Genomic DNA, 25,309 nt, shown 5'->3' with positions numbered 1-25,309 from the left:
ATTAAAGAAAATATTCTTTAATTTTGCAGTCGCAATCAAAAATGCTCGAGTGGCGGAATTGGTAGACGCGCTGGATTCAAAATCCAGTTCTTCGGAGTGTGGGTTCGATTCCCACCTCGAGTACTTAAAGGCCTTGACAAAAATGTTGAGGCCTTTTTTATTTCCCAGGTACAACATAGGTACAACAATTTAACTGGAACTATTTCTGGATGATTTAATATGAATAATTTTTATTAGAAAAAAGTGACTCATAATCAAGTTGTCCCTAGTTCGAGCCCAAGCGACCATTTAATCACCTATCAGTTACAGTGATTTTATTGGAATTTTAGGCAATTCGGAAATAAGGTGGGGGTGCCGCCTACATTACGAAATCCAAAAATTTGACAACCATTTTGACCATTATACTTTTTTTTAGCTGTGGACCGATTTAAAAATCCAGGGAACATGGCTTATTGATCTTTCATTTAGAAAGTTGCCTTTCCACCCTATAAAATGAACTTTTACTAATTTTAGCCTTGATACATGCAATACCAATCGCTACATCCATATGGTCGTAAAGATGCTTGGCATAATGGTATTTTTCGATAGTTTCCCGTTTTGATCCAGTAGGCCTACCCAAAAGTTTATTACGTTGACGGGCATTGTTCAAGCCAACTTTTGTTCTCTCACTTATAAGATTACGTTCGAATTCGGCAACAGCTGCAAAAATTTGAAGTAAAAATTTACCGTTTGCAGAATTAGTATTGAATTCGGGTTCGCTAAGACTTTTAAAATGTACTCCAGATTCATTGAACCTGTCGATAAGTTGTACCATGTTTTTTAGGGAACGGAATACCCTATCATTTTTATAGGTCAAGATAGTATCCCCTTTTCTCATATACTTCAGCATTTCATTCAAGCCCTTTCTGTCGTCCCGAGTTCCACTTGCTATATCCGAATAGATTATTTCGCATCCGTTATTTTTCAACAGATCTATTTGAGATTCCAATTTTTGTTCCGAGGTGGAAACCCTTGCATATCCTATTACCATATTTAGTGCCGTAAAAGGTTAATTAACGAAACTAATAAAAAAGTCCAGAAATGGGACAATACCGTCCAAGATTTTCCGCTCTGTGAAAAGTGTCACGTAAATCGGCCGTTTTATGGGACTATTTTTATTCACGAAAAAACATTAATTTGGAAGTGTTAGAATAGTAGATATATGATAAATGATCATACAGCTACCTTTGGCGGTAATTAGAAATACTGCACATATGAAAAATTATCATCTATATTTCTACTTACTGCTAGTTCTTACAGCTTGCGCAGAGCCTAAAAATGTACAAATTTCTGGTGTATTCTACCCAGATTCTACAGATCACATATACATTTATGACCTTAACTATTTTACAAATAATGACGGAAATTTAATCATTGACTCTATAAACATTCAAGATGATAAATCCTTTTCTTATGCATTAAGGCAAGAACTGCCTAAGTTACTTTATCTATCTACAACAAAGGCAACTCCACCCATTGTTAAGTTCTTAAAGGATCATCCGGAAGCCTACTATTTTTCTTTTTGCAGTAATTATTATTCTAATGGTGTTTATTTATACACTGATCCAGGAAACTCCATTTCTATAAACTGGATTAAAAATGATTGGTCTAATGATTGGTCTAAAGATTCCATTATCTATGGAAGTACTAATGGTGACACTCAGCAATTCCTTAGAGACTTTTATGTAAAAGTCGGTAATGAAGAGTTTGATGAGGAATTAAGAATTGATGGAGGCTTCAAAAAGCTAAATCCGAAAGAAGCATTTGAATTGATACATTTAGCAAAAGAAAAAATGAAAATGTATGCATCCGATAAAATACCTCAAAATGCATCCACAAGATTTAAAAATTATATCGGAACTGAAATTGAATTAGGATCATTAAATCAGTTTCTCAACTGGTATGAATATGTGTATTCTGAAAATTTAGCAAAAGACTTTAAATCAAAAAGTTTACCTAAACTATATACGGATTGTTATGAGATTTCGATCTTGAAAAACTGGAACACTAATAGTATAGAATTTTACAAGTTTGTAGAGAAGTATATAACCTTCAAAATAAATTCGGAAAAAGGCTCTTTCAAGGAGTATTATGCATCGGAAGACTTGAAAACCCAGCAGGCTGCTAACATACCCTATGAAAACATAAGGAATTTGTACCTTAGTAAATACCGCAAGTAACGTATCCACCCCACGAACTACATCTTGCAAATTATAATAATTTTTTTGAATCGACCGATTAGCTGGTAATCCGGGCTTGCAACTGTAGTTTCTTGTAGTTCTGCAGATACAGGTCCCGTATACTTATATTTGATTTAAACTGTTTAAATCTAATTGAAACTCATAAGAAAGGTAGAACAATGTAGTGGAAGGAGCCACACCTGCTAAATATGTATGAAGGAAATGTTATTTATAATTATTGTCCCATAAACGAACCATTTTTGATACTGCACCAACTTTATTCATTCGCACTTTTATTGGCCGTTTTATAAGACTGCCCAAAATCAGATACTTAAATAAAAACACCAGTTTTTTTTTGGAATTACAGCCATTGTACCAAACTACTATACCATATTTACCCTACATCTAAAAAAATATCGGATAAGTTGTCATATTTTTAAAGCTCTTGTAACTAATATATTAGAGACAAGACATAAGTATGGGCAAAGAAATTGAAAACACCTTTCTAGATGCATTGGAACAAAATCAGCAAAAGCTTCTTAGAATTTGTTCTGTTTACGCCAAAGATGCCGAAGACACCAAAGATCTTTTCCAAGAGGTATTGATCCATATCTGGCAATCAATGCCGAATTTTAAGTCCAACTCCTTACTGTCTACCTGGATATTCCGCATTGCTCTTAATGTTTGTCTTCGTTTTCGTTCCAAGGATATCAAGAAGCAAAAGCGATTCCTTTATTTGGATGGTATAGCTATTACCAACCTTGCATCGGAAAAAGAAACTAATGAACAGAACGAACAACTGGCACAACTTAGAAATTGTATCAAAGAACTTAACGAGGTTGACAAGGCGGTCATTACGCTCTATTTGGAAGAACTGCCCTATAAAGAGATATCAGGCATATTGGGTCTAACGGAAAATACCGTTGCCGTTAAGGTAAAAAGAATTAAGAAGAAATTGTTGAACTGTATAAACCAGGCGTCATGATAGAAGATGAATTGATAAAGATTTGGCAGTCCTCCCCTAATCAGGAGCGGATAAAATTTGAGAAATCAAAATTGATGCTAGAACTGAAGTCGAGCTTAGATAGAATACAAAGATCATGGAAGTACATGATCATACGGGAGACAATAGCAGCTATTATAACCATTCCCGCATTTTTATTCATTACTTACCATGTACCCTTTACAATTTCGAAGATTGGATCGATTTGGGTAGTCATCGCGGTGATTTATATACTTATTCGATTAAAAAGTGCAAAAAAATATAAACCAACGGACTTTACAGAAACTTATATTGACTATTTATATAAAACCAAGGATTATCTAAATGCCCAAAAAAAGTTATTGGACACAGTACTTTATTGGTATATCCTACCCGTGTTTCCTGGTTTTATTCTAATCTTAATGGGATTTATCCACATTCCAGAAAAACGTAAAATAATTATTATTACTGCTTTAGCATTCGTAGTAATAGCCATCCTAGCTCACTTTTTGAATAAAAGAGCGGTCAAAAAAGAATTCGCCCCTAGATTAAAAAAAATTGACGAACTTATTCAAGTATTGGAGGAGTAAGGTCCATTGATAATATTTTTTTTATTCTTATAAACAAATCTAATATTCACTTGAAATGAAGAAACTAAGAGCACTTATAACCATTATAACTTTGTCATTATCGCTGACAGCATTTGGGCAAGATATAACCGGTCAATGGAACGGACTTCTACATATTCCAGGATCTCCATTAAGGTTGGCCATAAATATTACCAAAACAGCTAATGGTTTTACTTCTACCTTGGACAGTCCGGACCAAGGTGCCTTTGGTATTCCTGTAGATGCTACATCCTTTGAGAATACTACCTTAAAAATAACAGTGGCCAATCTGGGAATTCAATACACCGGGGAGTTTGCGGACGATACATTTAAAGGAATTTTTATACAGGGCGGAATGAGCCTGCCATTGGAATTTTCAAGGGATAAGATTGATAAAACTACCGCAAACAGGCCTCAAGAACCTAAGAAGCCATATCCATATTACACTGAAGATGTAAGTTTCCAAAATATCGAGGCAAACATAACTTTGGCTGGGACCTTAACCATGCCAAAAAAAGTGGGGAAGCATCCTGTGGTGGTTTTAATAACAGGAAGTGGCCCGCAAGATAGGAATGAAGAAATCGTAGGACATAGGCCCTTCCTCATTATATCTGATTATTTAACCAGAAATGGAATAGGTGTTTTGAGGTTTGACGACAGAGGTATTGGGCAATCTACCGGCGATTTTGCAAGTGCGACTTCTATCGATTTTGCGTCCGATGTAAGGAGCGCAGTAGCCTTCTTAAAAACCAGAAACGAAATCGATGTCACCAAAATCGGTTTGGTGGGTCATAGCGAGGGCGGGATGATTGCGCCCATGGTAGCTGCAGAATCTAAAGACATAGATTTTATTGTTTTATTGGCAGGGCCAGGAATCTCGGGAGGTAAGTTATTATCCTTACAAGGAAGATTAATTGAAAAAGCATCGGGGATATCCGAAGCAAAAATAAAAAAATCTGGTGAAATCAGGGACAAAATGATTGCCATGACCATAGCATCGGAAGACCTTCAAACATTAAAAGATGACTTAAGAACGTACCTGAAAGAGGAATTTCAGAATACGGCATCCAAGACATTGTTGCCTCAGGGAATAAGTGATGAGCAGTTTATTTCAATGCAGATAGATTTTATGGCCACCCCCTGGATGGTTTATTTTTTAAGACATGATCCTGCCCTTGTATTGGCAAAAGTGGACTGTGCAGTGTTAGCTGTAAATGGAGAGAAAGATTTACAAGTACCTCCCAAAGAGAATTTAATGGCAATAGATTATGCGTTGAAAAAACATGGAAATAGGAAGGTAACTGTGGTAGAGTTTCCCAATTTAAATCATTTATTTCAAGAATGCGAAACAGGCGCTCCCAGTGAGTATGGAACCATTGAGGAAACGTTTTCACCAGTAGCACTGGAAGAGATAGCCAATTGGATATTAAAACAGGTACAATAGTTGCCCTGCCATTAATGTTAATCAACATTTTCAACGCATGAGGAAAATATGTTAAAATGATCTCCATTGTTACATATTTCAAAAAAAGCACTAATTATTTGAATATTAATTCCCTAACCTTGTAGATGTTCAGGAAAAAAAAGAAGCAAACTGAAAAATTCAAAACATCATTTGGAAAATTAAAGAAAGATTCCTTTGACTTTAAATTAATCGATAACTACTTCAAGAATAAGGATAATTCCAATGCCTTTCAAGTTATATCAGACAAGACATGTAATGATTTGGATTTTGAAGAATTATTTATGTTTCTGGACAGGACAACTTCAAAGGTAGGTCAGCAGTACCTTTACAATAATCTCAGGACTATTGAGGTAGACCCTCAAAATACCGAAATAAATGAAGAGATTATCGGGGCACTCTCCAAAGATTCGGATTTGAGAGTTACAATTCAAAAAGAGTTAGAAAAGCTATCAAAATATGATGTTTACCGAATATCCACTCTTTTCCAAAAAGAGCATCCAAAGCCTCCAAAATGGTTCTTTGCAGTTAAATTATTGACATTTACGAGCTTATTGTCACTTATATTGCTCTTTTTTGATCCCAGATTCCTGTTAGTTTTAATTGGAGTGTTTGTGATTAATTTTGTAATCCATCTTTGGAACAAACAAAATTTATTGCAAATAATAGACTCCATCCCCCAGCTTTTGAGATTAAATAGTATTGCATCATACTTGCATACCATTGGAAAACTAAAAAAAATAGATCCAAATCTATCGGTATCCATAAAAGCTATAGGTCAAGTTAAAAATAGGATGTCCTTTTTGAAATTAGAGACGAAGCTTCAGGGAGAATTTGAATCCATAGCTTGGACATTTTTAGAGCTTTTCAAAATCTTATTCCTTTTAGAACCCTTATTGTTATTTGGAATTTTAAATAGATTAAATACGAAAAGGCAGGAAATGGCAAACATATTTGAGTTTGTTGGCCGCATAGATATGTTAATCTCAATAGCCTCTTTGAGAAAGGGGCTTGAAAATTTCTGTATCCCTGAAATCGATGATAACAACAAGAGCATCAAGGCCTTGGAAATATATCATCCCCTAATAGTAAATTGCATTACAAATAGCCTTGAAGTGTCCAAGAAATCGGTTCTCCTTACGGGTTCTAATATGGCCGGTAAAACGTCATTTATTCGAACGATCGGATTGAACCTAATTACAGGGTTGAGTATTAACACTTGCTTTGCTAAATCTTTTAGCTTTCCGCTGGCCAGAGTATTTTCTGCAATTAGGATAAGTGACGACCTTTTGAACGACAAAAGTTACTATTTCGAAGAAGTGCTAACAATTAAGGAAATGATTGCTGAAAGTGAAAATGGAATAACTAACTTTTTTCTTTTAGATGAAATTTTTAAAGGCACAAATACTGTGGAGCGGATTTCAGCAGGTAAGGCCGTTTTGTCATCTTTGTCGAAAAATGGAAATGTAGTTTTTGTTTCTACCCATGATATAGAGCTGACCGAGATGCTTTCAAAAGAATATGAATTGTTTCATTTTAGCGAAATGGTAAACGAAAAAACTGTAGATTTTGATTACAAACTCAGAGAAGGTAAACTAAGGAACAGAAACGCAATAAGGATATTGCAAATCAACGGCTATCCTGATGAAGTTGTTGAAGAAGCGATTGCCATATCAAAAGAGCTAGATAAAATCAGCAAACCACAGAAAGAATGAATTCATGTAAAAGAAAATAATGATTGATTTAAAAAAAACATTAAAGACAATGACTAAGATTCCATGTCGTGGGTATTGCCTTTCCCGAAAATACCAGAGAGAGCACAATATGAAAGACTGTAGACTGTACTTGATCTAGTTTTCCTTTACGATGGAGATTTTTTGGAGAAATAGAGTTTTTGGGATGTAATTCGAAATTCGGCAGGTTCCATGAATTGGCGGGCGATCCCTTTTACCGGTCTGACCTGGATTATCTTTTGATGTCCCTGTGTCTTTTTTCCTGTCCTGAGCGGTCTTTCCTGCCGGTTAGTTTAATCTTATAAAGGTCCTATAAAAAGAACCATTTTTGGTACAACACCAACTTTATTCTTTCGCTCTCTTTACGGGCGGTTTAAGGAACCTCTTGACCCCTTGGAGAATCTCAATAAATGCGATTAGATTATTGCTAATATTTTGTTTATGCTTTTGATATTTTAATTTGGAATTCCAAACGTTAATTTATTCAAGTGTAATTATCCCAACATTCCGATAATATAATCGGCTAAAATTATAAACGCAACCTTTACATATATTCTTCATCTTCACAGTATATGAATAAGGGTAATCTAAGTACGAATATATTTTAAAATACGTATGTTTTTTATTACAAAAATAATCTTAAATTTATATCAATATCGTTGACGCTTTTTTTATGATATCCGTCGGATATATTGAGATAGCATTACATTTGAGGCAGTAGAAAAATCTTAAAACTTTAATTAAATGCTTATGTACATATCATTGAAAAAATTAATGTTGATCTGTTTCTACATGGCCACTTTTGCCTGTAGTAACAATGATGACAATCAAGCCGTTGATGTTTTTAATTCAACTTGGAAGCTAGTCAGTGTTGAATCAAATAAAACAAAAATTAAAATTTCAGAATCAAGTTACTCAGATGAAACCTCTTATATGCTTAATTTTTTGAATTCTAGTTCCCTTCAGCTGAATACAGGAGTTAATATTGCTAAAGGTAAATACGTGATCAATGGAAATCAAATCAACATAAGTGATTACCACGAATATACAGAGGCGACAACGCTCGATGAGGAACAACAACAAATTGACAATTTACTTTTGGAACACCTCAATAAGGTAAACAAGTTCAGTTATTTTCAAAAAGAATTGATTTTGTCAGGAAGCGACTTTAAATTCACTTTTAGCAGGCAATAATAGACCAACATAATGAATAAACCATTTTTACCGATACTGCTCTGCTTTGTATTATCTAATTTGAGCATTAATGCTCAAATTAAGGGGGTAGGTACTCCAATCAGTTCAAAGTTGGGTTCAGCAAATACATCCAAAATTTTGAAGGAGGGGGTGACAATTATTGATATGCCTCAACTTGACAAGAAAAGATTAGACGAAATCAAGGCCAATAATGAAATTGATGGAACTCTATTTCAATTCGCGTATGGTTTTAACGTAAATATTAATGTTCAAAAGGAATCAACCAAAGATAGCCTTGAAAACGGAATTCTTTACCGCCTAAAAATCAGATCAACAAGTGCAAAATCCCTTAACGTCATCTTTGGAAATTATAAGCTCCCGGAAAGTGCAAACCTTTTTTTGTATGGAAATAATGCTGATTTATCGGACGGTGCATTTACTAAACAGAACAATAAAAAAAACAAGCAATTAGCAACTGAACCTATTAGGGGTGATGTTATGACTGTGGAATATTTTGAACCTTACGATGTAGAATTCTCAGAACCCTTGATTATCAATAAAATTTCACATGGTCTTTATGGTACGGAGGATGGTAATTACGGTGCCTCTGGTAATTGCCAAGTCGATATAAACTGCGCAGAAGGAAATGTCTGGCAAGATGAAAAGCGCTCAGTTGTAAAAATCATTATTAATGGTACCGGACTATGTTCAGGTGCACTTGTCAATAATACGAGCAATGATGGCACCCCATACATTCTTACTGCAAACCATTGTATTTGCAATCAAAATGAGGCACAAAATTCAGTATATATTTTCAACTATGAAAGCCCTACATGCAATGGCATTGATGGAAGTGTCACACAATCGGTTTCAAGTGCTGATTTACGTGCTACTAACGCCGCATCTGATTTTGCATTGTTAGAATTGTCATCTATTCCCCCTGCATCTTATAACGCTTTTTATGCGGGATGGGATAGACAAAACAATGCTACAACTGCAGGGGTTGGCATCCATCACCCTATGGGAGACGTAAAGAAAATATCAACTTATAACACTGCTCTTGCAAATTCTAATTGTATGAATTTCAATGGAAATGGTGGGTGTGGTACTGTTCTTTACCCCAATGCTAATTTTTGGAGGGTAAATTGGATTGCGACTGCAAATGGACATTCGGTTACTGAAGGTGGCTCATCGGGATCTCCGCTTTTTAATAATCAGTCAAGAATAGTAGGTCAACTTTATGGTGCTGGTACTTGCAACAATTCAAATTGTGAAAATCCGAATACAGACACAGCTAATTTCGGCAAATTATTTAGTTCATGGACCGGTCCAAACAATGCGAGCAGATTAAGCTTTTGGTTGGATCCGAACAATACAGGGGCCAATACAGTAAATGGTATGTATCTTTGTACGAGGAATACTTCAATTTCTGGTCCCAATCTTCTCTGCTCGACTGCAACATCATATTCAGTTACGGGTTTGCCTCCAGGATCAACTATTTCATGGACAACTAGTGGTAATGTTTTAAGAAACTCAGCACAAGGCTCCAATCCTTGTAATTTTTCCGCAAATGGAAGCGGTAGTGGTTGGATTCGGGCCACAATTACTAATGTTGGTTCTTGTATTCCGGGATTTGTAACAAAAAATATTCAAGTAGGAACTCCTTCTGCCAGTAATATCATAATGTGGAACGATACTCAAGTAAGTTATCCATATAACACCACACCAGCCAACACACCCGTAGTATTCCAAGTTGGTTATCCACCAGGAGACCGTTGTGCCATTTTGGATGTGCAATGGGACATTTCCTCAAGTCATTCTATTTTCACCGGGCCAATGCCATGTACACCAGACAACAATTCCAACAAGTATATTGTTTTCGACTCCCCGGGTACTGTCTATGTAAAGTCCAAGATCAAGAACTCCTGTGGATGGAGTAGTTGGAGTGCTGCAACTGTGATGAATGTTACCTCTGGCAGCTATATGTATTCCGTTTATCCGAACCCATCTTCTGGGGAGTTTTTCATTGCCCCTGCTCAAAGCGTCCAAAAAGTATCACTTATTGGACAGCCAGTCATCTCATCAAACGGTTTGGAAATCGAAATTTATGACCTGAACGGCCAACGGGTAATGTCAAGAACTTTTCAAAATTACGATGAACCACCAAAAGTGGATGCAACCATTTTAGGTAAAGGAATGTATTTTATGAAGCTCGTTGGTCGTGAGGTAGATGAGACGCATACTATTATTATCGAATAGAGATTTTGCCCAAAAAACAATTTTTTTTATTCTGAGACGACCAAAATTGCCTCTTTTTTACTAGTTCGATCGAGTACCCTAAAACCAACGATTTTTGGTACAACGCCAACTTTATGCATAGGTTCTTCTTAATTGTCGTTTAATGGGACGGGGTTACTAAGAAAAAAAAAGAAGTTACATTTTGAGATTTCAAGTCTATACCACACTTTTTGACAAGTAATAATATGAAGTGGTCATCATGTTGAAGCATTTTTCTAATTTTCGAAATAAAGTTGTCATGACTATAGCAATAATAACCTATTAACTTCTCAAACTGGATTATTTAAAAAAATGAAAAAGATATGATTTGAAATAGTATTGGCTGATCCATGAAACCAATACCGAAAATACTCAACTTTTATAAAATATCATCAACCATTTGCTTGCCAATAAAATATTTTAGGTCCTTGTAATTCGGATTCAATAAATTCTTACTTTTAAAATATAAAATCCTTACAACAATGCGGACAATATAGATATCTTCTGGCAGCTTGCCCACGGGTGGATAGAGCCAACTCCGAATTTCCGCATACCATTCCTAACTATTTATCCGATTACCTTAAATTTTGTAACATTTCGCATACACTGATGTCCTGCGTTCAGAGGACTGAAATCGGAATAAAGTGCGATGTTTATTAAAATTATAATCTTATGAAAAACAAGCTCTTATTTTATCTATTAACGACACTTACAATTTACGGTTGCAGCAAAGACGACCAGCAGGTCGATGATCCTCAAATAGCCATTTTGGGCAAGTGGGAGCTTACTCATTCGGGCACTGGCAACAATGCACCAGCTGTTGAGAGCATAGGTTATGAAGAATATATGAGCGACAGTATTTTCCGCTTTTACAACTATGCACAACAACAGTTTTACACTGATAAGTTTTGGCTTAATGATTCTCTCTTAATAAAATCATTCTCCTATATCGATGTGGTTGATAGCGATACCATATTGCTAGTAGAACCGTATAAATATGAATTTATTAATAGAAATAAGCTAATACTTTATTTCCAGTATCCTGCAATTCAAACAACATTTATCTATAAACGTATAAAGTAAAAATCATGAAAATAAAAATTACATTCTTATTAACTTTGTTTAATTTAATTTTTGGTATCGCGCAGAACATGACTGGGGATGCCATCATTAGCAAAAATGAAAAAGGTATAGTCAACTCAGTCGAGTTTTCAGATGTTATTGATAAGACCCAAATACCCTCCTCAGGACCGGAATTCTTTGAAAAATATCTAGAAATTGAGGTAAACGACGAATTTCGTGTAGTTCAGCACACATCCAAAAGAAAGGAACTTGTACACGATCACTTCGACCAATATTACAAAGGTATAAAGGTAGATGGTGCCGGATACAATCTACACTATAGAGATGGACAGTTATTCTTTGCCAATGGCAATTATATAAAAGTCGATGAAACAAGGCCTACCCCTTCAATAAGTCTAGAAGAAGCTAAAGTATTATTTCTGAACTATAAGGGTATCGAGAATGATAAAGTACTCAATGTGATATCCGAACTGATAATCAAGGAAATTGTAGCTTCCGACGCAAAAAATACATCTTCCCGAACCGCACTGGTCTATCGTATCTATCTGGAATCGGACCATCAAAACAACAACGAGGTCGGTTACGTTGATGTGCATTCTGGCAAAGTGGTCATGACCGAACCCCGCCTAACTGATTTAGCGGGTACTTTTGCCACACGTTATAGCGGCTCTGAATCAGCCGATACACAGCCGGTTACCGGCGGGCATCGTTTGTTCGATAATACCCGAGGGGCAACTATACATACTAGAAACCTTCAAAACAATAGCATAGTACTTTCAACAGCCATAGACCTTGTTGACAACAACAACAACTGGACTTCTACCGAATATGCTGCCAGTAATAATAATATGGGATTGGATGTACATTGGGGCCTTCAGAAAATATACGATCGCCTAAACACGGTGCATGGCATAAACAGTTTCAATGATTCGGGTCAGGCAATTAATGCTTATTTTAGGTATGGCACCAATACTGAAAATGCTTTTTGGGACCAAACTGCAAATGTCCTTTTGTTTGGCCAAGGTGCCACAAAATTTAAACCCCTTGCAAGTCTTGATGTGGTGGCCCATGAATTCGGTCACGGGATTACGGATTTTCAAATTGGTTGGGGAGGTACTTTTGATCAAAATGCCTTTAATGAGGGCATGAGCGATATTTGGGCTGCGATTATGGAGCAAAGGATAAAACCAAATAGTGTGTGGAAAATAGGCGAACAAGTGACTAATAACAAACCACACCTAAGAAATATTCAATTTACCAACGATGCCAATTCACTTTCAAAAATTGCAGACACGTTTGGTAGCCCCCAATATAATACTGCTACTAATACAAATATAAATGACTTCTATATCAGAAGTGGTGTGTTCTCCCATTGGTTTTACATACTTGTCAATGGTGAAAGTGGCACCAATGATTTAGGCACTACCTATGCCGTTAGTGGTATCGGTATGAACCCTGCCGAGGAACTGATCGTTGAAGCAGTATTTAACAATTACTTAGACAATACCACTACCTATGCTGCCATCAGAACGGCCATGATCAATGCGGCAACGACCATTTTCTGTGCGAACTCCCCGGAGGTCAGGTCAGTTATGGACGCATGGCACGCCGTTGGCGTAGGTGCCAAGTATACTGGAACCGCAGTAACCGTTTCCGGCCCTGCACAACTTTGTACAACAGGTACTTTCAGTGTGAACGCTCCAGCAGGTACGACCACAACATGGTCGGTATCCCCTAGTTCCGCTGCAACCTTCCCCACAGGTTCTGGGACCTCTAAGATATTTACAAGGAACGGGACGTACACAGGAAGCGCAACAATAACAGCGAACGTCACCTATAATGCCAGTGGATGTACAAGCACCATTTCAAGTACGGTGACCGTCGGTGCGGCAATTTCATATACCTGGTCCAGAATAGACACATATGGGTCTTTACAGGTGAATGTTTCTGGCGGGCAATCCCCCTGGAACTGGTATTTATACGGCACCACATTAATAGCCACGACCTATTCACCCAATGCAACCATAAATTTTGGTTGTAATCCTGGTTCTTTAGAGGTTAGATCAACCACAAGTTGTGGACTTGGGTCTTATACCGATATAATTTATAACTCGTGCACTTCGCCCTATATGCTTACTGTTTATCCTAATCCGGCCACTACCCAAATATCGGTTTCGGAAGTGTCACAGGAAGCCGAACTATCCCGAAGTGCTGAAATCACAGAATCGTTGACCACATTGAGAAATGAAAATCTATTGGATGGCGCAGAGCTTATTTTAATGGATTTCAGCGGTCAAATATTGTTCAGAAAGACCAACTCATTAAAGAATACTGAAACAGTCGATCTAGATGTTTCTTCTTATGATAAGGGAATCTATTTCTTAAAAATTATAGGAAAGAATTTGGACGAAACCCATAAAATCATGATTCAATAAAAAGATTCAAATCGGTAAGCAGGCGTTGAAAGTGCGATCCTAGTACAATCACCACACGAAACGCCTTTTAACGAGAGTACTGAAAATGTCCTTATTAAAAGGAATCAATGAGTAAAAAGGAGTAAAGGCCATAGTGCTTTTACTCCTTTTTTGTATCCCGGAAATGGACCATTTTATAGACTACATATAGCCTCTAAAGTTCAAATAAACATATTTCAACTTAATTGGACTTAGTTTGTTTATTCCAACTATTTAATGTATTTCTCCGCTGCATAATTATAAAGTTTATTTTTCCATACCTATCTCTAAACTTTCTGAAAGTTTACTGAATCATCATTTTTAAGAATGTTTATGGGTCCTTTAATTTACATTTAGCGTCTAGAAAAAGCCAGTTGGCAAACAAACGATAACCGTCCATCCATGCGTTGGTGCTTTTTATTAGAAAAATTGGAGAGTTTGGACGTGGGAAAATTCCCGATTTTACAATCCTCCCGAACGGGTCCGGTATTAACAATGGTCGGAACAGAGTTCTTGATTCTACTCTCGAACTTATTAAAAACCATTAGATTTTGATTTAATCGATAGAATTCCCCGATGCTCTGCGTCGGAGGTATTGGAGGAAAGTTTGAAAACGGATGGTTTTCGTAAATGGTTAAAACTTTCTTCCGCTGGATACCTCGTGCACTCTGCCCCGAGGTAGTTCATTAATCGTATTTCAGCTTGTCCCGTAAAAAGAACCACTTTTGGTACTACACCAACTTTATTCATTCGCACTTTTATTGCCCGTTTAATGCCACTGACTATCCGATCTATAACATAAACATCGCCAGCAATATGATTTTTTTTCCTCAGGGAACTATTGCCAAGTTTTGGAAGCATTTTTTTGTGCCTATTCGGAATTGGCATATATTGACTAGAACAATAGAGTTTATAATTACGGATTGAATAAAAAATTCTTAACTGCTAGCAAAGAGGCTTGTCTAGCTAGTATATGAATAATGCTCGAAATCGTTGATTCCTTAGCAATGCCCTGGGGCTTGCTTCTAGAATTATTTAACATTCGCGCCAATTTTTGGCCTTAATACTCTTATAAGGGAAAAGTATAAAATTTTCCAGGTACCTTTCATTTAACCTAAATTTTTGTTCAAGGGTATGAATGGGTGTACTTTAAAATAAATGCTTGTTTGTAAGTATTGAAAATAAAAAAATAGTAATTTAATAGTGATATATTGATATGCAAGGAAATGACTTTCAGGGAATTTTACAACTCGATCTTAAATTCTTCGGTAGTCTCATACGAAGACTTGCCATATCCTGTGGAAAAAATTCATTTTAAAAAAGGCTCAATTATAACCGATTACGGACAAATTGAAAATGCGGTGTATTTTTTGAATACAGGCATCGTTGAAATGACCGTTAAAAGCTATGTATCGGAAAAAATGATAGACTTCTTTTTCGAAAAGCAAATGTTCACTTCGCTTACCTCGTTTTTGACCCAGCGTCCATCGGATGTTCAAATGACTGCCTTAACAGACTGTGTGGCGGAAATGATTTCATGGGAAGATCTTATGGCCGCCTATGACAGTTCATTGGACGCCAATAAACTGGGAAGGATCGTCATAGAGCAGGCCTATTTGAACAAGGCGCAACGTGAAAAGGATTTTTTGGCCAAAACTGCGGAGGAACGCTATGCCGAAATGTTCCGTACGCATGCAAAATACATCTCCAACATTCCAGTCAATAAAATTGCCAAATATTTAGGGATACACCCTGAAAGTCTTAGTAGGATCCGAAGTAAAATGAATTCCTAACATAGGTCAAGGCCAATTTTTAGTTTAAGTTTTTTAGCGCATTTATTTTTGTGGTCTAAATTTTAAACTAAAGATCATGGAAAATTTCATTTCACAATTACCAACACCAATCGATTTAATATTCGACCCAATCTCCTATATAGTTTTCACTATGTACGGGGCATTAATGTTATGGGAAGCACTATTTCCGGCAAGGGAGCTTCCCAAAATAAGGTTTTGGAAGTTAAAAGGAATGCTTGCGTTTGCCTTCTTCTTTTTCCTGTCCTCCTACCTGCCCATTTTATGGGACAGCCATTTGGCCAATTACCAAGTATTCGACCTGACCGGCCTCGGAGCTTTCTGGGGCGCCATTGTTGGCATCCTAATTTATGAACTTGGGCTGTACGTTTGGCATAGGACCATGCACAACAGCGATACGTTATGGAAAGTGTTCCACCAAATGCACCATAGTGCGGAGCGGGTGGACAGTTATGGTGCTTTCTATTTCAGCCCTATGGACATGATCGGGTTTACTTTCTTGTCCAGCCTTTCCTTGGTAGTGATTGCGGGGTTCACTCCTGAGGCGACCACCTTGTTTATTCTTGGCACTACCTTTCTATCCATATTTCAGCATAGCAACATACGAACACCGCTTTGGCTGGGATATATTATCCAAAGACCTGAGGCACATGCAGTACACCATGCAAGGGGAATACATGCCTTTAATTATTCTGACATTCCTGTATTTGATATGCTGTTCGGGACATTTCTAAATCCAAAACATTATGAATATGAAGCGGGGTTCTATAATGGGGCCTCCGAAAAAGTGAAGGAGATGCTTCTGTTCAAGGACATATCGGAAGCCCAAAAAGTATCGCAGCAAAAGGAAAAATATGTCCAAAATTAAGAATCGGTACGGGTTGGCGTGGAGCCGCCCCGCAGGAAGGATAAGTTGTCCTTACCACAAAAGGAAGTTACTCAACTAATGTAATGGTTCATTATAACAAATTCACAAACATTAAATTTTAACATCATGAAAAAGATATCGATTAGTTTAGTTTTAATGGGCATGACCAGTTTTGGATTCGCCCAAAATTCGTACTCTAAATTTGATTATTCCCTACTGGAGAACTTGGGTAAATTAGACGCAAATTATGAATACATTGAGGAAGTCCAGAACGATCTTACTCCCAATCAGGTCAAGTATCTTGAAAATTTGGTCTGTTTTTGGGACGTGAGCGAATTGGAGAAATACGAAGGTCTTATGCAACCAATCGAGGTTACATATAGGTCGGTGCATGGCTATATTGTTGCCACCTATGATAGGAGGGGTAAAATCTTGACCGCGAAGGAGCATTTTAAGGACATTACCTTGCCTCAAAAGGTCAGTGTTTCGATTGCAATAAAATACCCGGATTGGACACGTTTAAAAACTAGATACTCCCTAAGTTACAATAGGTTCCTCGGTACCAAAAAACACTTTAAGGTACAAATTGGGAAGGATGGCCAAAAAAAGTGGTTAAAAATTGATCCATCCGGGAAGATATCCTAAACATTGTAAATAAGATTCGTTTTAATGGGAAGTTGGTGAGCGCATCGCCAACTTCTCCTTTTTGAATTGACCTTTAATCTGGGAAAAGGGAATTTTTATTTATCCTATTACCTGTCAACAATACAAAATTTAGAATTTTGATTTCCCAATTCGGTCAACGCCTTATGAAATTAAAAGGGTAATCATGGGTAATAATGTCTGCTTTCAGCGGAGTGCAAAGGTAGTTTAGGCAGCATTGAAACAAATGAAGATACTTAAGTTGAAATAGAAAGTAACACAAACGAACCTTTTTTGAAACCTTATTTTTTATTACAAAAGCTTAAATTGGTAGTACCACTATTATATAAATATGCTTACATGATATAATCCTATAATGTTAGCGGTCAGGCAAAAAACACGACATAAGAAAAAAGAAATGACACCAAAAGAAACATTATAAAAATGGATTGAGGCATTTAACAAGGCAGATTTAGAAACTATTTCAGACTTGTACGCTGACAATGCAATCAACCACCAAGTTACAAACGAACCTGTTGAAGGAAAAGCTGCGAGAACGTAAATGGTTGCAGACGAATTTGTAACGGCCGAAATGACCTGTATTCCCGAAAATAATACTTGAAGACGGAGAATTGGCAATTTTAGAATGGAAGGATCCAAACAGATTTCGGGGTGAGGATTTTTCCAAATTAAAAACGTTAAATTGGTTTTCAACTTGGATATTGGGATAAATTGTTGTTTTTGAAACTATACAATTTACCTATTGACTAAAAATCAATTATTATATGCCAAATCAAAATTTTAAAATAGAAGCTTACACAGATAACGACAGGGAATATATTCTCAACGTTTGGGAAAAGTCCGTATTGGCGACCCACGACTTCCTAAAATCGACTGACTTTATAGAAATCAAAGCGCTCGTACAGACAATTAACTTTAACGATTTGGAAGTTTATTGTCTCAGACAAAAAAGTGAAGTGGCAGGATTCATAGGAGTAGCTGAACGGAAAATAGGATGCTTTTCTTATCGCCTGAATATATCGGAAAAGGTCTTGCGAGAAAGTTAATGGACTTTGCTCTTTTGGAATTAAAAGCCGACAAAGTGGACGTAAACGAGCAAAACACAAATGCGGTTAAATTTTACGAAAAACTTGAATTTAAGACCTATGAACGAACAGAAAAAGATGCCCAAGGAAAAGAATATCCCTTACTGAGAATGAAACTTGAAATAACAGAAAATTATAAACAGAATAAGGCCCGAACCACTTACCTCGGCTCTATCAAATGCGGACTGACTTCTTAAAAATAAAGAGATTACATCAAAAAACTTTACGGTAGGCGGACAAGAAAGTGCCTCCGAAATCCCGCATTTGCGATAGCCTAGGTATAAGTGGCAGGCGGGTACGGTAAACAAACACCATAACAGATGACACGACTAACACGATTGACAAATATTTTGCTACACTTGCAGTCAAGACGAGTGGTAACTGCACAAGAAATTGTCGACAAGTTTAATATTGCCCAAAGAACCGTTTATCGGGACATCAGGGCATTGGAAGAAGCAGGCGTTCCCATAATAGGTGAAGCAGGCAAAGGCTACTCTTTGGCCGACGGCTACCGAATTCCGCCTGTAATGTTTACCCAACAGGAAATAAACGCATTGCTGACCGCACAGAAATACTTTCAGAAAAATGCTGACAAGTCCGCATACAACGACCTTGTAAACGTTGTAACTAAAATAAAAGCTATCATTCGCTATTCGGAAAAAGGGAAGGCTGAAAAATTGGAAGAACGACTTTATATTTTTTCCAGCGAACCCACAAACGAAACCAACTTTCTCTCAGCCATTCAGTTAGCAATAACAAATTGTTGGGTGATAAAAATCAAGTATCACACAATATATTCTGATACCGTTTCTGATAGATTTGTTGAACCATTGGCGGTTTACTTTACCAAAGGAAATTGGATAATGGTTGCGTTTTGCCGATTAAGAAAAGACTTGCGGGAATTTCGCATAGACAGGATTTTGAACCTGATAACCACAACAGACGTCTTTCCAGACTGTCACTTTTCATTTGAAAATTATTTTATCACAAATTATGAAAAATAGTTAATCCCTACTGACATACCCTTGTCATAAGCCGTTCCTAAATTTACAGAAAAAATAATCAAATGCAAAGGACAACATTCATAACAGGAGCTATCGTGGCTTTGACAATTTGCAGCACAGCTTGCAACAACAGTAGTAATCAAACATCAAAATCAAAAAATAAAATGGAAAAACAAGAAACAAGTGTGGTATTTCCCACAGCGGACAAATGGGTAAAAAGCCCTTTACGAAATCTTGTCAAATTGGAACTAAACGCACCAACAAATGAGGTTTGGGCTTTGGTGGGCGACCCATCCAATATGCCCAAATTCAGTGAAGGACTTGAGAAAGTGGAAACGGTATTTGACAACACAGGAAAGTGCACAGGCTATACGTGCTTTTTCAAGCCAATGTCAGGCGAAGATGAAGGCATTGTCCATCACACAACCATTGCCTGGCACGAAGAAAACAAAGGATGGGCATCAATTGACCTGGAAGATAACCCGTTTGGAATGTTGCAGTCCCTTTCCCTTATGACGCTTGAACCCTATGGCGTACAGACAATTTTTGTTTGGCAATTTCATTTTAATTGTGAAAACGAAGATATGCTCAACTTCAATACGGACGGATACAAAAATGCACTTGACGACATTTCCCAACGCCTTATCAAACGATTTGGTGGAAGGCAATTGGAAAACTACGTTAAGGGCGGATAAAATTTGAAAACGGTTAGTTGATAAAAAGTATCTGCTTTAAAAATTTCCCTTGACTCAGGATTTTTATTCTGGGGTAACAAATCAAAAACCAAGCACTTGCACGGGCGACAGACTACCCGTTGAAACCGTATCCTGGAAAATTATGTGCTTTTTTTGTAATAAACCATCAATTGAAACTGGGCCAAATCCTTTCTATATAGTCCAGACAGAAAATGAGGATTATTGGAAAAACAAAAATACCATAAGTATCGATGGTTATGAAACCAAAATTGGATAGGGCGGCCAAAGTATACCACCCACAGCGGATGAAAGCGAGCAGTTTATACGAAGTGCTTAAAATCGATTCATTCTTGTGTTAAAATTAATGATTATTCCTTTGTTTTGGAAGGTACCGTAAAATCAACGATTTTTGGGACTAAACCAACTTTATTCATTCGCTATTTTATGGGCCATTATACGGGTCTATCCTTCAAGAAAAAAATCAATCATCAGGAAATTTTGAGTTTATACCCCACTCCATGAACGGTTACAAAATTGATGGAATCGTCATCTTGAAATTTTTTTCTGATTTTTGAAATAAAAGTGTCCAGGCTACGGCCGACAAATACTCCGTTATCCTCCCAGACTTCTTTAATGAGCAAGTCGCGCTTTATGATCTGATTCGGTTTTTCACTGAATATTGAAATCAATTCGCACTCCTTTGCCGTAAGTTCAATTGTGATGTTCCCCTTGACCAATTTGTTCTGCTCTTTGTAGAATCGGTAGTTTCCAATTTTCGAAAACCGGGACACGGCTACCTTCGAAGCATTGTGTTTCCCGTTCTTCCAATAGAGCAGTCCACATCCTACAAATCCAATTAACACCAGTGGGAGTAATGAATAATCCCTATCCAGTTTTAAAATGGTGCGCTCCCCTGTAAAATGGATTTTTATTTTATAATAATCGAACGGTAAGTTTCTGCCAATACATGTTATTATGCTCTCCTCTATATAACTTTTGATTTCATAGCTATGGGCAACCTCGCCACTAACGTTTTCGATAACTTCAACAATATAACTATTGGGCAGATCGGCATCGACCAAACTTTGTCCTAAAATGCTCATAAGGCTACCTGGCTCGATTTGAACCTTGTTTTGAAAAGACAGTTCAAAGGTATTCTCATCCAGTTCCATTACGGGCATTATCAGAGAAGTGGAGTCACCCACTGATAACAATAATTTATTTCCGGAATCTCTAAGTGCAATTTTCGCCCTTTGTGAGAAATTGTCGTTCTCCTCAAAACCAATATACCCCAATAGGGTAAAGGAGATGAAAACCATTAAAACGATCGGAGTTAAAAACCTTTCTTTTTTCATGTCGCTTGTTTTGGGAGCAATTCAGTAAAAAGTTACAACTTTTTACACTTGTTTGACATTTATTTGACAGGAATTGAGATGTGTACCCATAATTTTGAATGAAATTAATCATTTATGAAAATGCACCTAAAATTATTGACTTTGTACTTGATGTTTATTTTTTGCACTTCCTGTAAGGGCCAAAATAAAACAGAACTTCCAAAAGATACCATACAGTCCGAAAATGAACTGGTAAACACTACCTACGGGCCTAATGACATCAACGAACCTAACAGCATTACACGTGCGATTATACAAGACCGAAAGGGCATCATTTGGATTGCTTCATGGCAGGGTGTTCTTCGATACGACGGAATAAAATTTACCAATATGACAAGTGAAGTGAGTTCGGCCCGCTTCTTTTCAGCTGTAGAAGATAGTAAAGGCAACCTATGGTTCGGCTCGATTGGCTCAGGTGTATATCGTTACGATGGAAAATCCTTTCGAAATTTTACGACCAAAGACGGGCTTCCCAATAATGAGATCGTTTGTATCTATGAAGATAAAATTGGCAATATTTGGTTCGGTGCCAATGGAGGGGCAAGCCGTTACGATGGAATATCCTTTCGAAATTATATGATGGACGGAGATTCTATCATGGAAGACACAACTGGGAAATCGGTTCCAGATTTTACCCGCCCCCCTTATGAAGTTAATTCAATTATTGAAGACAAAACAGGTAAGTTTTGGTTTGGCACTAGAGGTAATACCTTCATTTATGATGGAAAAGCATTTACAACAGCAACCCATAACGGCCAACCTTTTAAGAATGTTCGAACCATAACCGAAGATAAAAAGGGTACTATCTGGCTAGGAGGCGCGGATGGTCTTTGGCGCTATGACAGCAGTTCATTTGCCAACATCACCCAAGATTTTGTAGGGTATATCTATGAGGATAAAAAAGGCAACATTTGGACTAGTTCACAAACTGCTCAGGGTTGGATGCTTTCCCGTTATGATGAAAGCTCCTTATCAAATAAAGAACCGATTGTAAAGGAAATAAAGTCCGACTATGAAAGCAACAAAAGAATGATTTTTGGGATTTTAGAAGATTTTGATGGAAATATTTTGTTTGGCTCTTTAGATGGAATGTATCGTTATGATGGAAATACTATTTCCGACTTGAAAAAGTAAGTGGGCTAGGGATGATTTGTGTTGATCATAATCTTAAGATAGAATTATGATCATTCCTGATTAAAAAGATAAAATATACTAATGAGAAAAATGGGTGTAGGTCATAGCCCCACAAAGCTAAACTACGCCCCAGAACATTGTGGGCAATAATAACAAATTCCAAAAAAATGAAAAAAATCCAATTCATAATTATTTTGATTCTAGCAGGTTTGCAACTTCACGGTCAGGACATAGATTACCCCTATCCTTCTTTTAGCCCAAAAGGTAACATTTCCCAAATTGTTGGGAATACGCTAATAAGTGTTGAATACGAAAGACCTTCCGCCCGTAAAAGGCTGATTTATGGGGGACTTGTACCTTGGAATAAAGTATGGCGGACTGGTGCGGGCAATTGTACCAAAATTGCATTTGATAAAGAAGTAACAATTGGAGGACAAAAAGTTCCTGCTGGAAATTACTCGCTTTTCACCATACCGAACCCGAATGAATGGGTCGTAATACTCAACAAAGACACTACTCTATATGGGAGCTACAACTACAATTCTAAGAATGATGTTACACGATTTACAGCCGTGCCAGTAGAATCTAATCGGTATTATGAAACTTTGAATTTCGACATTGAATTAAATCAACACAACGCTAAAATGTACGTTTCTTGGGCCAATACCCAAATCAAATTTGATATTGAAACATCGACCAATGAAAAAATGGAGAAATTAATTCGAGAAGAATTATTGACCGGTATAAATCAAAAATCCAATACTTATGCGGGAGCTGCCTCTTATTTAGTCTTTAGGGAAATGGATTATGAAAATGCCCTGAAACTTGCAGAAAAAGCAATTGAACTTGACAAGAATAACGAGTGGGTCTACGGAATAAAAATTGATATTTACGAGAGACTAAAACTTTACGACAACGCAATTACGGAAATCAACCGAGAGCTTGAAATCTTAAATAAGAACAAAGAAAACCGCTCGGAAGAGATAAAAAAATTGGAATCGGAATATAAAAGATTAACCAAACTGCGAGAATAACTGAGAATAATAAAACATCCTATGATGAAAAGCCCTAGTCCAGTTCTCTAAAGTTAATGTGGTAATGAGTTTGATAAAACGTACCATTCTTGAGATTATAATACAATTTTAGAAGCTTGTTGAACTGAAAAACAATTATCCGTTCCACAACCGAAGAGCCAAGTTTTAATTTCGAACATATTCGATTTTTAACCAGTGCTTATAGATGGCGTTCAAAATCCTGTCTCTGACCTAATATGCGGACAACAAAAATGCCCTTTTCCGTTGGTTCGTAAAAAATTGTATGGGCTTTGTAATTGTATCTTTTTAGGAGCGGTGCATATTCGGCGGCACTTCTGCCAAGATCTGGTTTATCCGCTAAAGATCGAAAACATTGAACGAACCCGGCAAGATAATCCCGTGTCTGGTTTTCCCCCCAAATTTCCAATGTATAATCCGTTATATCATCAAGGTCTTTGTCCGCCCTTAAGGATAGAGCATATCTATGCATTCTGTTTTCCTTGCGTTTTGTCGGTTCGACGATTAATTGCGGCTTTCATAATCTCGTCAACGGTTCTGACCTTGGGGCTTACACCGCTATCATAGCCCGCCTGTATAGCTGCTTTTGTAATTAAAAATTCCCTATTGCGTTCCTCGTCCAAACGTATTAGATGCCGCATATATTCGCTATCGTTGGCGAAACCTCCATTTTCAATTTGCAGTTTGATCCATTGCTCTTGGGCTTCGGTAATGGTCAATGATTTTCGGACTGTAGCCATAATTTTATTCTTTTAAACATATATTACACGCAATATAGCATATTATCAGCGTATTTTTAAAAGAATTAGGTGATAATAATAAAAATCACTCCATTTTCAACCGACATTAGGTATTAAGGATAACTTTTACCAAGATGCGTCTCAAGCCCCATTACACTTTTTAGGAGGTATTTATGTAAATGAAGGTATTGGTAAAAACAATTAGCTCGATTAAACGAAACTTTTAATCGACCAATCATCCAACGCAATACTCTCAAGTTTGAACGTCAATAGGAATATCCAATCCCAAACTTATTTTGGCTTTCTTTAAGGAACCATACTTGTAAAATTAAAATGTTTTCCCAAGCTCCTGCGGAAGTCGCACAACCCTTCCACTACTTTCCTCCACATTCGAACACGCTTCGCCGGTTCACGTTGGAAGCCTTTCCGTTTCAGTTTTGCACGACACCCTCGGAGCCACGCAAAAGCACAAGCGGCAAAAAAACCGCTTGTACTTTTCTATCCCTGCCCACAAAAAAATGAAACACTTACCTATTCTTCCATCATTTTTATATAACAAATAAGACCAGATAAATTCGTCGTCTGTATCGATATGGCCCAGTATGGTTTTAAATGATTTTAAGAGTTAAATAATTGATTATTAGGTTGTTATATTCTATTTTGTTTGATTATATTTATCTTCAAAGAAGATAGCAAGTTGTATTCTAAGTAACTTAGAATTGTCTACTTCTGACGAAGTGTTTGCCTAAAAGGACAAAAAAATGGATCAACGGAAAAGAGGCCGAAAACGACTGGGAAACAAGAAACGGTACCATAACGTAATGCTCCGGTTCAACGATACCGAATATGAGA

The 25,309-nt window shown here is 37.0% G+C and carries 22 protein-coding genes and 1 tRNA gene; 18 read left to right on the top strand and 5 right to left on the bottom strand.

The window, feature by feature from the left end; all coding sequences use genetic code 11:
* Positions 1-43 precede the first annotated feature (43 nt).
* A tRNA-Leu gene (locus CWD91_RS13400) sits at positions 44-123 on the top strand.
* A gap of 337 nt (positions 124-460) precedes the next feature.
* Here the strand turns inward: CWD91_RS13400 and CWD91_RS13395 are convergent.
* A complete protein-coding gene (locus CWD91_RS13395) occupies positions 461-1,030 on the bottom strand; it encodes a recombinase family protein (protein WP_103441480.1) in 570 nt (189 codons plus the stop codon).
* Between the two features lie 223 nt (positions 1,031-1,253).
* On the opposite strand from CWD91_RS13395, the gene CWD91_RS13390 reads away from it, so the two are divergent.
* The 9 genes from CWD91_RS13390 to CWD91_RS13350 all read left to right on the top strand — a co-directional run bounded on the left by CWD91_RS13390 (position 1,254) and on the right by CWD91_RS13350 (position 13,993).
* Positions 1,254-2,219, top strand: coding sequence for a hypothetical protein (locus tag CWD91_RS13390; RefSeq protein WP_157943788.1), 966 nt, complete (start codon positions 1,254-1,256; stop codon positions 2,217-2,219).
* Between the two features lie 478 nt (positions 2,220-2,697).
* Positions 2,698-3,204, top strand: coding sequence for an RNA polymerase sigma factor (locus tag CWD91_RS13385; RefSeq protein WP_103441478.1), 507 nt, complete (start codon positions 2,698-2,700; stop codon positions 3,202-3,204).
* Positions 3,201-3,791 carry a hypothetical protein gene (locus CWD91_RS13380; RefSeq protein WP_103441477.1) on the top strand — a complete coding sequence of 197 codons (591 nt, stop codon included), beginning with the start codon at positions 3,201-3,203 and terminating at the stop codon, positions 3,789-3,791. Before CWD91_RS13385 ends, CWD91_RS13380 begins: the two co-directional genes overlap by 4 nt.
* Before the next feature lie 55 nt (positions 3,792-3,846).
* The gene (locus CWD91_RS13375) at positions 3,847-5,253 is read left to right on the top strand and encodes an alpha/beta hydrolase family protein (RefSeq protein WP_103441476.1); all 1,407 of its coding nucleotides are present in this window, start codon (positions 3,847-3,849) and stop codon (positions 5,251-5,253) included.
* Positions 5,254-5,378: 125 nt separating this feature from the next.
* On the top strand, positions 5,379-6,986 hold the full coding sequence (locus CWD91_RS13370; RefSeq protein ID WP_103441475.1) for a MutS-related protein: 1,608 nt from the start codon (positions 5,379-5,381) through the stop codon (positions 6,984-6,986).
* Between the two features lie 768 nt (positions 6,987-7,754).
* Positions 7,755-8,198: an META domain-containing protein gene (locus tag CWD91_RS13365; RefSeq protein WP_157943787.1), complete on the top strand. Its 444-nt coding sequence runs from the start codon at positions 7,755-7,757 to the stop codon at positions 8,196-8,198.
* A 12-nt stretch (positions 8,199-8,210) separates the two neighbouring features.
* The gene (locus tag CWD91_RS13360; RefSeq protein ID WP_103441473.1) at positions 8,211-10,457 is read left to right on the top strand and encodes a T9SS type A sorting domain-containing protein; all 2,247 of its coding nucleotides are present in this window, start codon (positions 8,211-8,213) and stop codon (positions 10,455-10,457) included.
* 690 nt (positions 10,458-11,147) lie between these two features.
* Entirely contained in the window at positions 11,148-11,558 is a 411-nt protein-coding gene (locus CWD91_RS13355) for a hypothetical protein (protein ID WP_103441472.1), read from the top strand.
* A gap of 5 nt (positions 11,559-11,563) precedes the next feature.
* Positions 11,564-13,993 carry a M4 family metallopeptidase gene (locus CWD91_RS13350; protein WP_103441471.1) on the top strand — a complete coding sequence of 810 codons (2,430 nt, stop codon included), beginning with the start codon at positions 11,564-11,566 and terminating at the stop codon, positions 13,991-13,993.
* 552 nt (positions 13,994-14,545) lie between these two features.
* Here CWD91_RS13350 and CWD91_RS13345 read toward each other — a convergent pair.
* A complete protein-coding gene (locus CWD91_RS13345) occupies positions 14,546-14,872 on the bottom strand; it encodes a hypothetical protein (RefSeq protein WP_157943785.1) in 327 nt (108 codons plus the stop codon).
* A gap of 365 nt (positions 14,873-15,237) precedes the next feature.
* Here CWD91_RS13345 and CWD91_RS13340 point away from each other — a divergent pair, with 365 nt between their 5' ends.
* The 6 genes from CWD91_RS13340 to CWD91_RS13310 all read left to right on the top strand — a co-directional run bounded on the left by CWD91_RS13340 (position 15,238) and on the right by CWD91_RS13310 (position 20,137).
* The gene (locus CWD91_RS13340) at positions 15,238-15,804 is read left to right on the top strand and encodes a Crp/Fnr family transcriptional regulator (protein ID WP_103441469.1); all 567 of its coding nucleotides are present in this window, start codon (positions 15,238-15,240) and stop codon (positions 15,802-15,804) included.
* A 76-nt stretch (positions 15,805-15,880) separates the two neighbouring features.
* A complete protein-coding gene (locus tag CWD91_RS13335) occupies positions 15,881-16,690 on the top strand; it encodes a sterol desaturase family protein (protein ID WP_205164639.1) in 810 nt (269 codons plus the stop codon).
* Between the two features lie 126 nt (positions 16,691-16,816).
* The gene (locus tag CWD91_RS13330; RefSeq protein ID WP_157943784.1) at positions 16,817-17,335 is read left to right on the top strand and encodes a hypothetical protein; all 519 of its coding nucleotides are present in this window, start codon (positions 16,817-16,819) and stop codon (positions 17,333-17,335) included.
* A gap of 1,012 nt (positions 17,336-18,347) precedes the next feature.
* On the top strand, positions 18,348-18,635 hold the full coding sequence (locus tag CWD91_RS22885; protein ID WP_205164638.1) for a GNAT family N-acetyltransferase: 288 nt from the start codon (positions 18,348-18,350) through the stop codon (positions 18,633-18,635).
* 123 nt (positions 18,636-18,758) lie between these two features.
* Positions 18,759-19,442: a helix-turn-helix transcriptional regulator gene (locus CWD91_RS13315; protein ID WP_103441467.1), complete on the top strand. Its 684-nt coding sequence runs from the start codon at positions 18,759-18,761 to the stop codon at positions 19,440-19,442.
* A gap of 164 nt (positions 19,443-19,606) precedes the next feature.
* On the top strand, positions 19,607-20,137 hold the full coding sequence (locus CWD91_RS13310) for an SRPBCC family protein (protein WP_157943783.1): 531 nt from the start codon (positions 19,607-19,609) through the stop codon (positions 20,135-20,137).
* A gap of 488 nt (positions 20,138-20,625) precedes the next feature.
* On the opposite strand, the gene CWD91_RS13300 is transcribed toward CWD91_RS13310, so the two are convergent.
* Positions 20,626-21,492: a winged helix-turn-helix domain-containing protein gene (locus CWD91_RS13300; RefSeq protein WP_103441464.1), complete on the bottom strand. Its 867-nt coding sequence runs from the start codon at positions 21,490-21,492 to the stop codon at positions 20,626-20,628.
* Positions 21,493-21,606: 114 nt separating this feature from the next.
* Between CWD91_RS13300 and CWD91_RS13295 the strand changes: the two genes are divergently transcribed.
* Positions 21,607-22,665: a ligand-binding sensor domain-containing protein gene (locus CWD91_RS13295; protein WP_103441463.1), complete on the top strand. Its 1,059-nt coding sequence runs from the start codon at positions 21,607-21,609 to the stop codon at positions 22,663-22,665.
* Between the two features lie 167 nt (positions 22,666-22,832).
* Positions 22,833-23,699 carry a DUF2911 domain-containing protein gene (locus tag CWD91_RS13290; RefSeq protein WP_103441462.1) on the top strand — a complete coding sequence of 289 codons (867 nt, stop codon included), beginning with the start codon at positions 22,833-22,835 and terminating at the stop codon, positions 23,697-23,699.
* Positions 23,700-23,898: 199 nt separating this feature from the next.
* Here CWD91_RS13290 and CWD91_RS13285 read toward each other — a convergent pair whose 3' ends face one another.
* Together CWD91_RS13285 and CWD91_RS13280 are read right to left on the bottom strand one after the other, a co-directional pair.
* Positions 23,899-24,189, bottom strand: coding sequence for a type II toxin-antitoxin system RelE/ParE family toxin (locus CWD91_RS13285; RefSeq protein ID WP_103441461.1), 291 nt, complete (start codon positions 24,187-24,189; stop codon positions 23,899-23,901).
* Entirely contained in the window at positions 24,182-24,457 is a 276-nt protein-coding gene (locus CWD91_RS13280; RefSeq protein WP_103441460.1) for a ribbon-helix-helix domain-containing protein, read from the bottom strand. Before CWD91_RS13280 ends, CWD91_RS13285 begins: the two co-directional genes overlap by 8 nt.
* Positions 24,458-25,309 lie beyond the last annotated feature (852 nt).

Source organism: Arenibacter hampyeongensis (genome assembly GCF_002909255.1).
Taxonomy (GTDB): domain Bacteria; phylum Bacteroidota; class Bacteroidia; order Flavobacteriales; family Flavobacteriaceae; genus Arenibacter; species Arenibacter hampyeongensis.
The sequence above is the reverse complement of the archived record's forward strand: the minus strand, read 5'-3'. Positions and strand labels throughout refer to the sequence as shown.

Bases quoted from the DNA above. Each gene is read 5' to 3' on its own strand.
- CWD91_RS13385 (WP_103441478.1), top strand. From the start codon at position 2,698: ATGGGCAAAGAAATTGAAAACACCTTTCTAGATGCATTGGAACAAAAT.
- CWD91_RS13380 (WP_103441477.1), top strand. From the start codon at position 3,201: ATGATAGAAGATGAATTGATAAAGATTTGGCAGTCCTCCCCTAATCAG.
- CWD91_RS13365 (WP_157943787.1), top strand. From the start codon at position 7,755: ATGTACATATCATTGAAAAAATTAATGTTGATCTGTTTCTACATGGCC.
- CWD91_RS13350 (WP_103441471.1), top strand. From the start codon at position 11,564: ATGAAAATAAAAATTACATTCTTATTAACTTTGTTTAATTTAATTTTT.
- CWD91_RS13375 (WP_103441476.1), top strand. From the start codon at position 3,847: ATGAAGAAACTAAGAGCACTTATAACCATTATAACTTTGTCATTATCG.
- CWD91_RS13290 (WP_103441462.1), top strand. From the start codon at position 22,833: ATGAAAAAAATCCAATTCATAATTATTTTGATTCTAGCAGGTTTGCAA.
- CWD91_RS13360 (WP_103441473.1), top strand. From the start codon at position 8,211: ATGAATAAACCATTTTTACCGATACTGCTCTGCTTTGTATTATCTAAT.
- CWD91_RS13285 (WP_103441461.1), bottom strand. From the start codon at position 24,189: ATGCATAGATATGCTCTATCCTTAAGGGCGGACAAAGACCTTGATGAT.
- CWD91_RS13340 (WP_103441469.1), top strand. From the start codon at position 15,238: ATGACTTTCAGGGAATTTTACAACTCGATCTTAAATTCTTCGGTAGTC.
- CWD91_RS13390 (WP_157943788.1), top strand. From the start codon at position 1,254: ATGAAAAATTATCATCTATATTTCTACTTACTGCTAGTTCTTACAGCT.
- CWD91_RS13310 (WP_157943783.1), top strand. From the start codon at position 19,607: ATGGAAAAACAAGAAACAAGTGTGGTATTTCCCACAGCGGACAAATGG.
- CWD91_RS13330 (WP_157943784.1), top strand. From the start codon at position 16,817: ATGAAAAAGATATCGATTAGTTTAGTTTTAATGGGCATGACCAGTTTT.
- CWD91_RS13335 (WP_205164639.1), top strand. From the start codon at position 15,881: ATGGAAAATTTCATTTCACAATTACCAACACCAATCGATTTAATATTC.
- CWD91_RS13345 (WP_157943785.1), bottom strand. From the start codon at position 14,872: ATGCTTCCAAAACTTGGCAATAGTTCCCTGAGGAAAAAAAATCATATT.
- CWD91_RS13370 (WP_103441475.1), top strand. From the start codon at position 5,379: ATGTTCAGGAAAAAAAAGAAGCAAACTGAAAAATTCAAAACATCATTT.
- CWD91_RS13300 (WP_103441464.1), bottom strand. From the start codon at position 21,492: ATGAAAAAAGAAAGGTTTTTAACTCCGATCGTTTTAATGGTTTTCATC.
- CWD91_RS22885 (WP_205164638.1), top strand. From the start codon at position 18,348: ATGCTTTTCTTATCGCCTGAATATATCGGAAAAGGTCTTGCGAGAAAG.
- CWD91_RS13315 (WP_103441467.1), top strand. From the start codon at position 18,759: ATGACACGACTAACACGATTGACAAATATTTTGCTACACTTGCAGTCA.
- CWD91_RS13355 (WP_103441472.1), top strand. From the start codon at position 11,148: ATGAAAAACAAGCTCTTATTTTATCTATTAACGACACTTACAATTTAC.
- CWD91_RS13295 (WP_103441463.1), top strand. From the start codon at position 21,607: ATGAAAATGCACCTAAAATTATTGACTTTGTACTTGATGTTTATTTTT.
- CWD91_RS13395 (WP_103441480.1), bottom strand. From the start codon at position 1,030: ATGGTAATAGGATATGCAAGGGTTTCCACCTCGGAACAAAAATTGGAA.
- CWD91_RS13280 (WP_103441460.1), bottom strand. From the start codon at position 24,457: ATGGCTACAGTCCGAAAATCATTGACCATTACCGAAGCCCAAGAGCAA.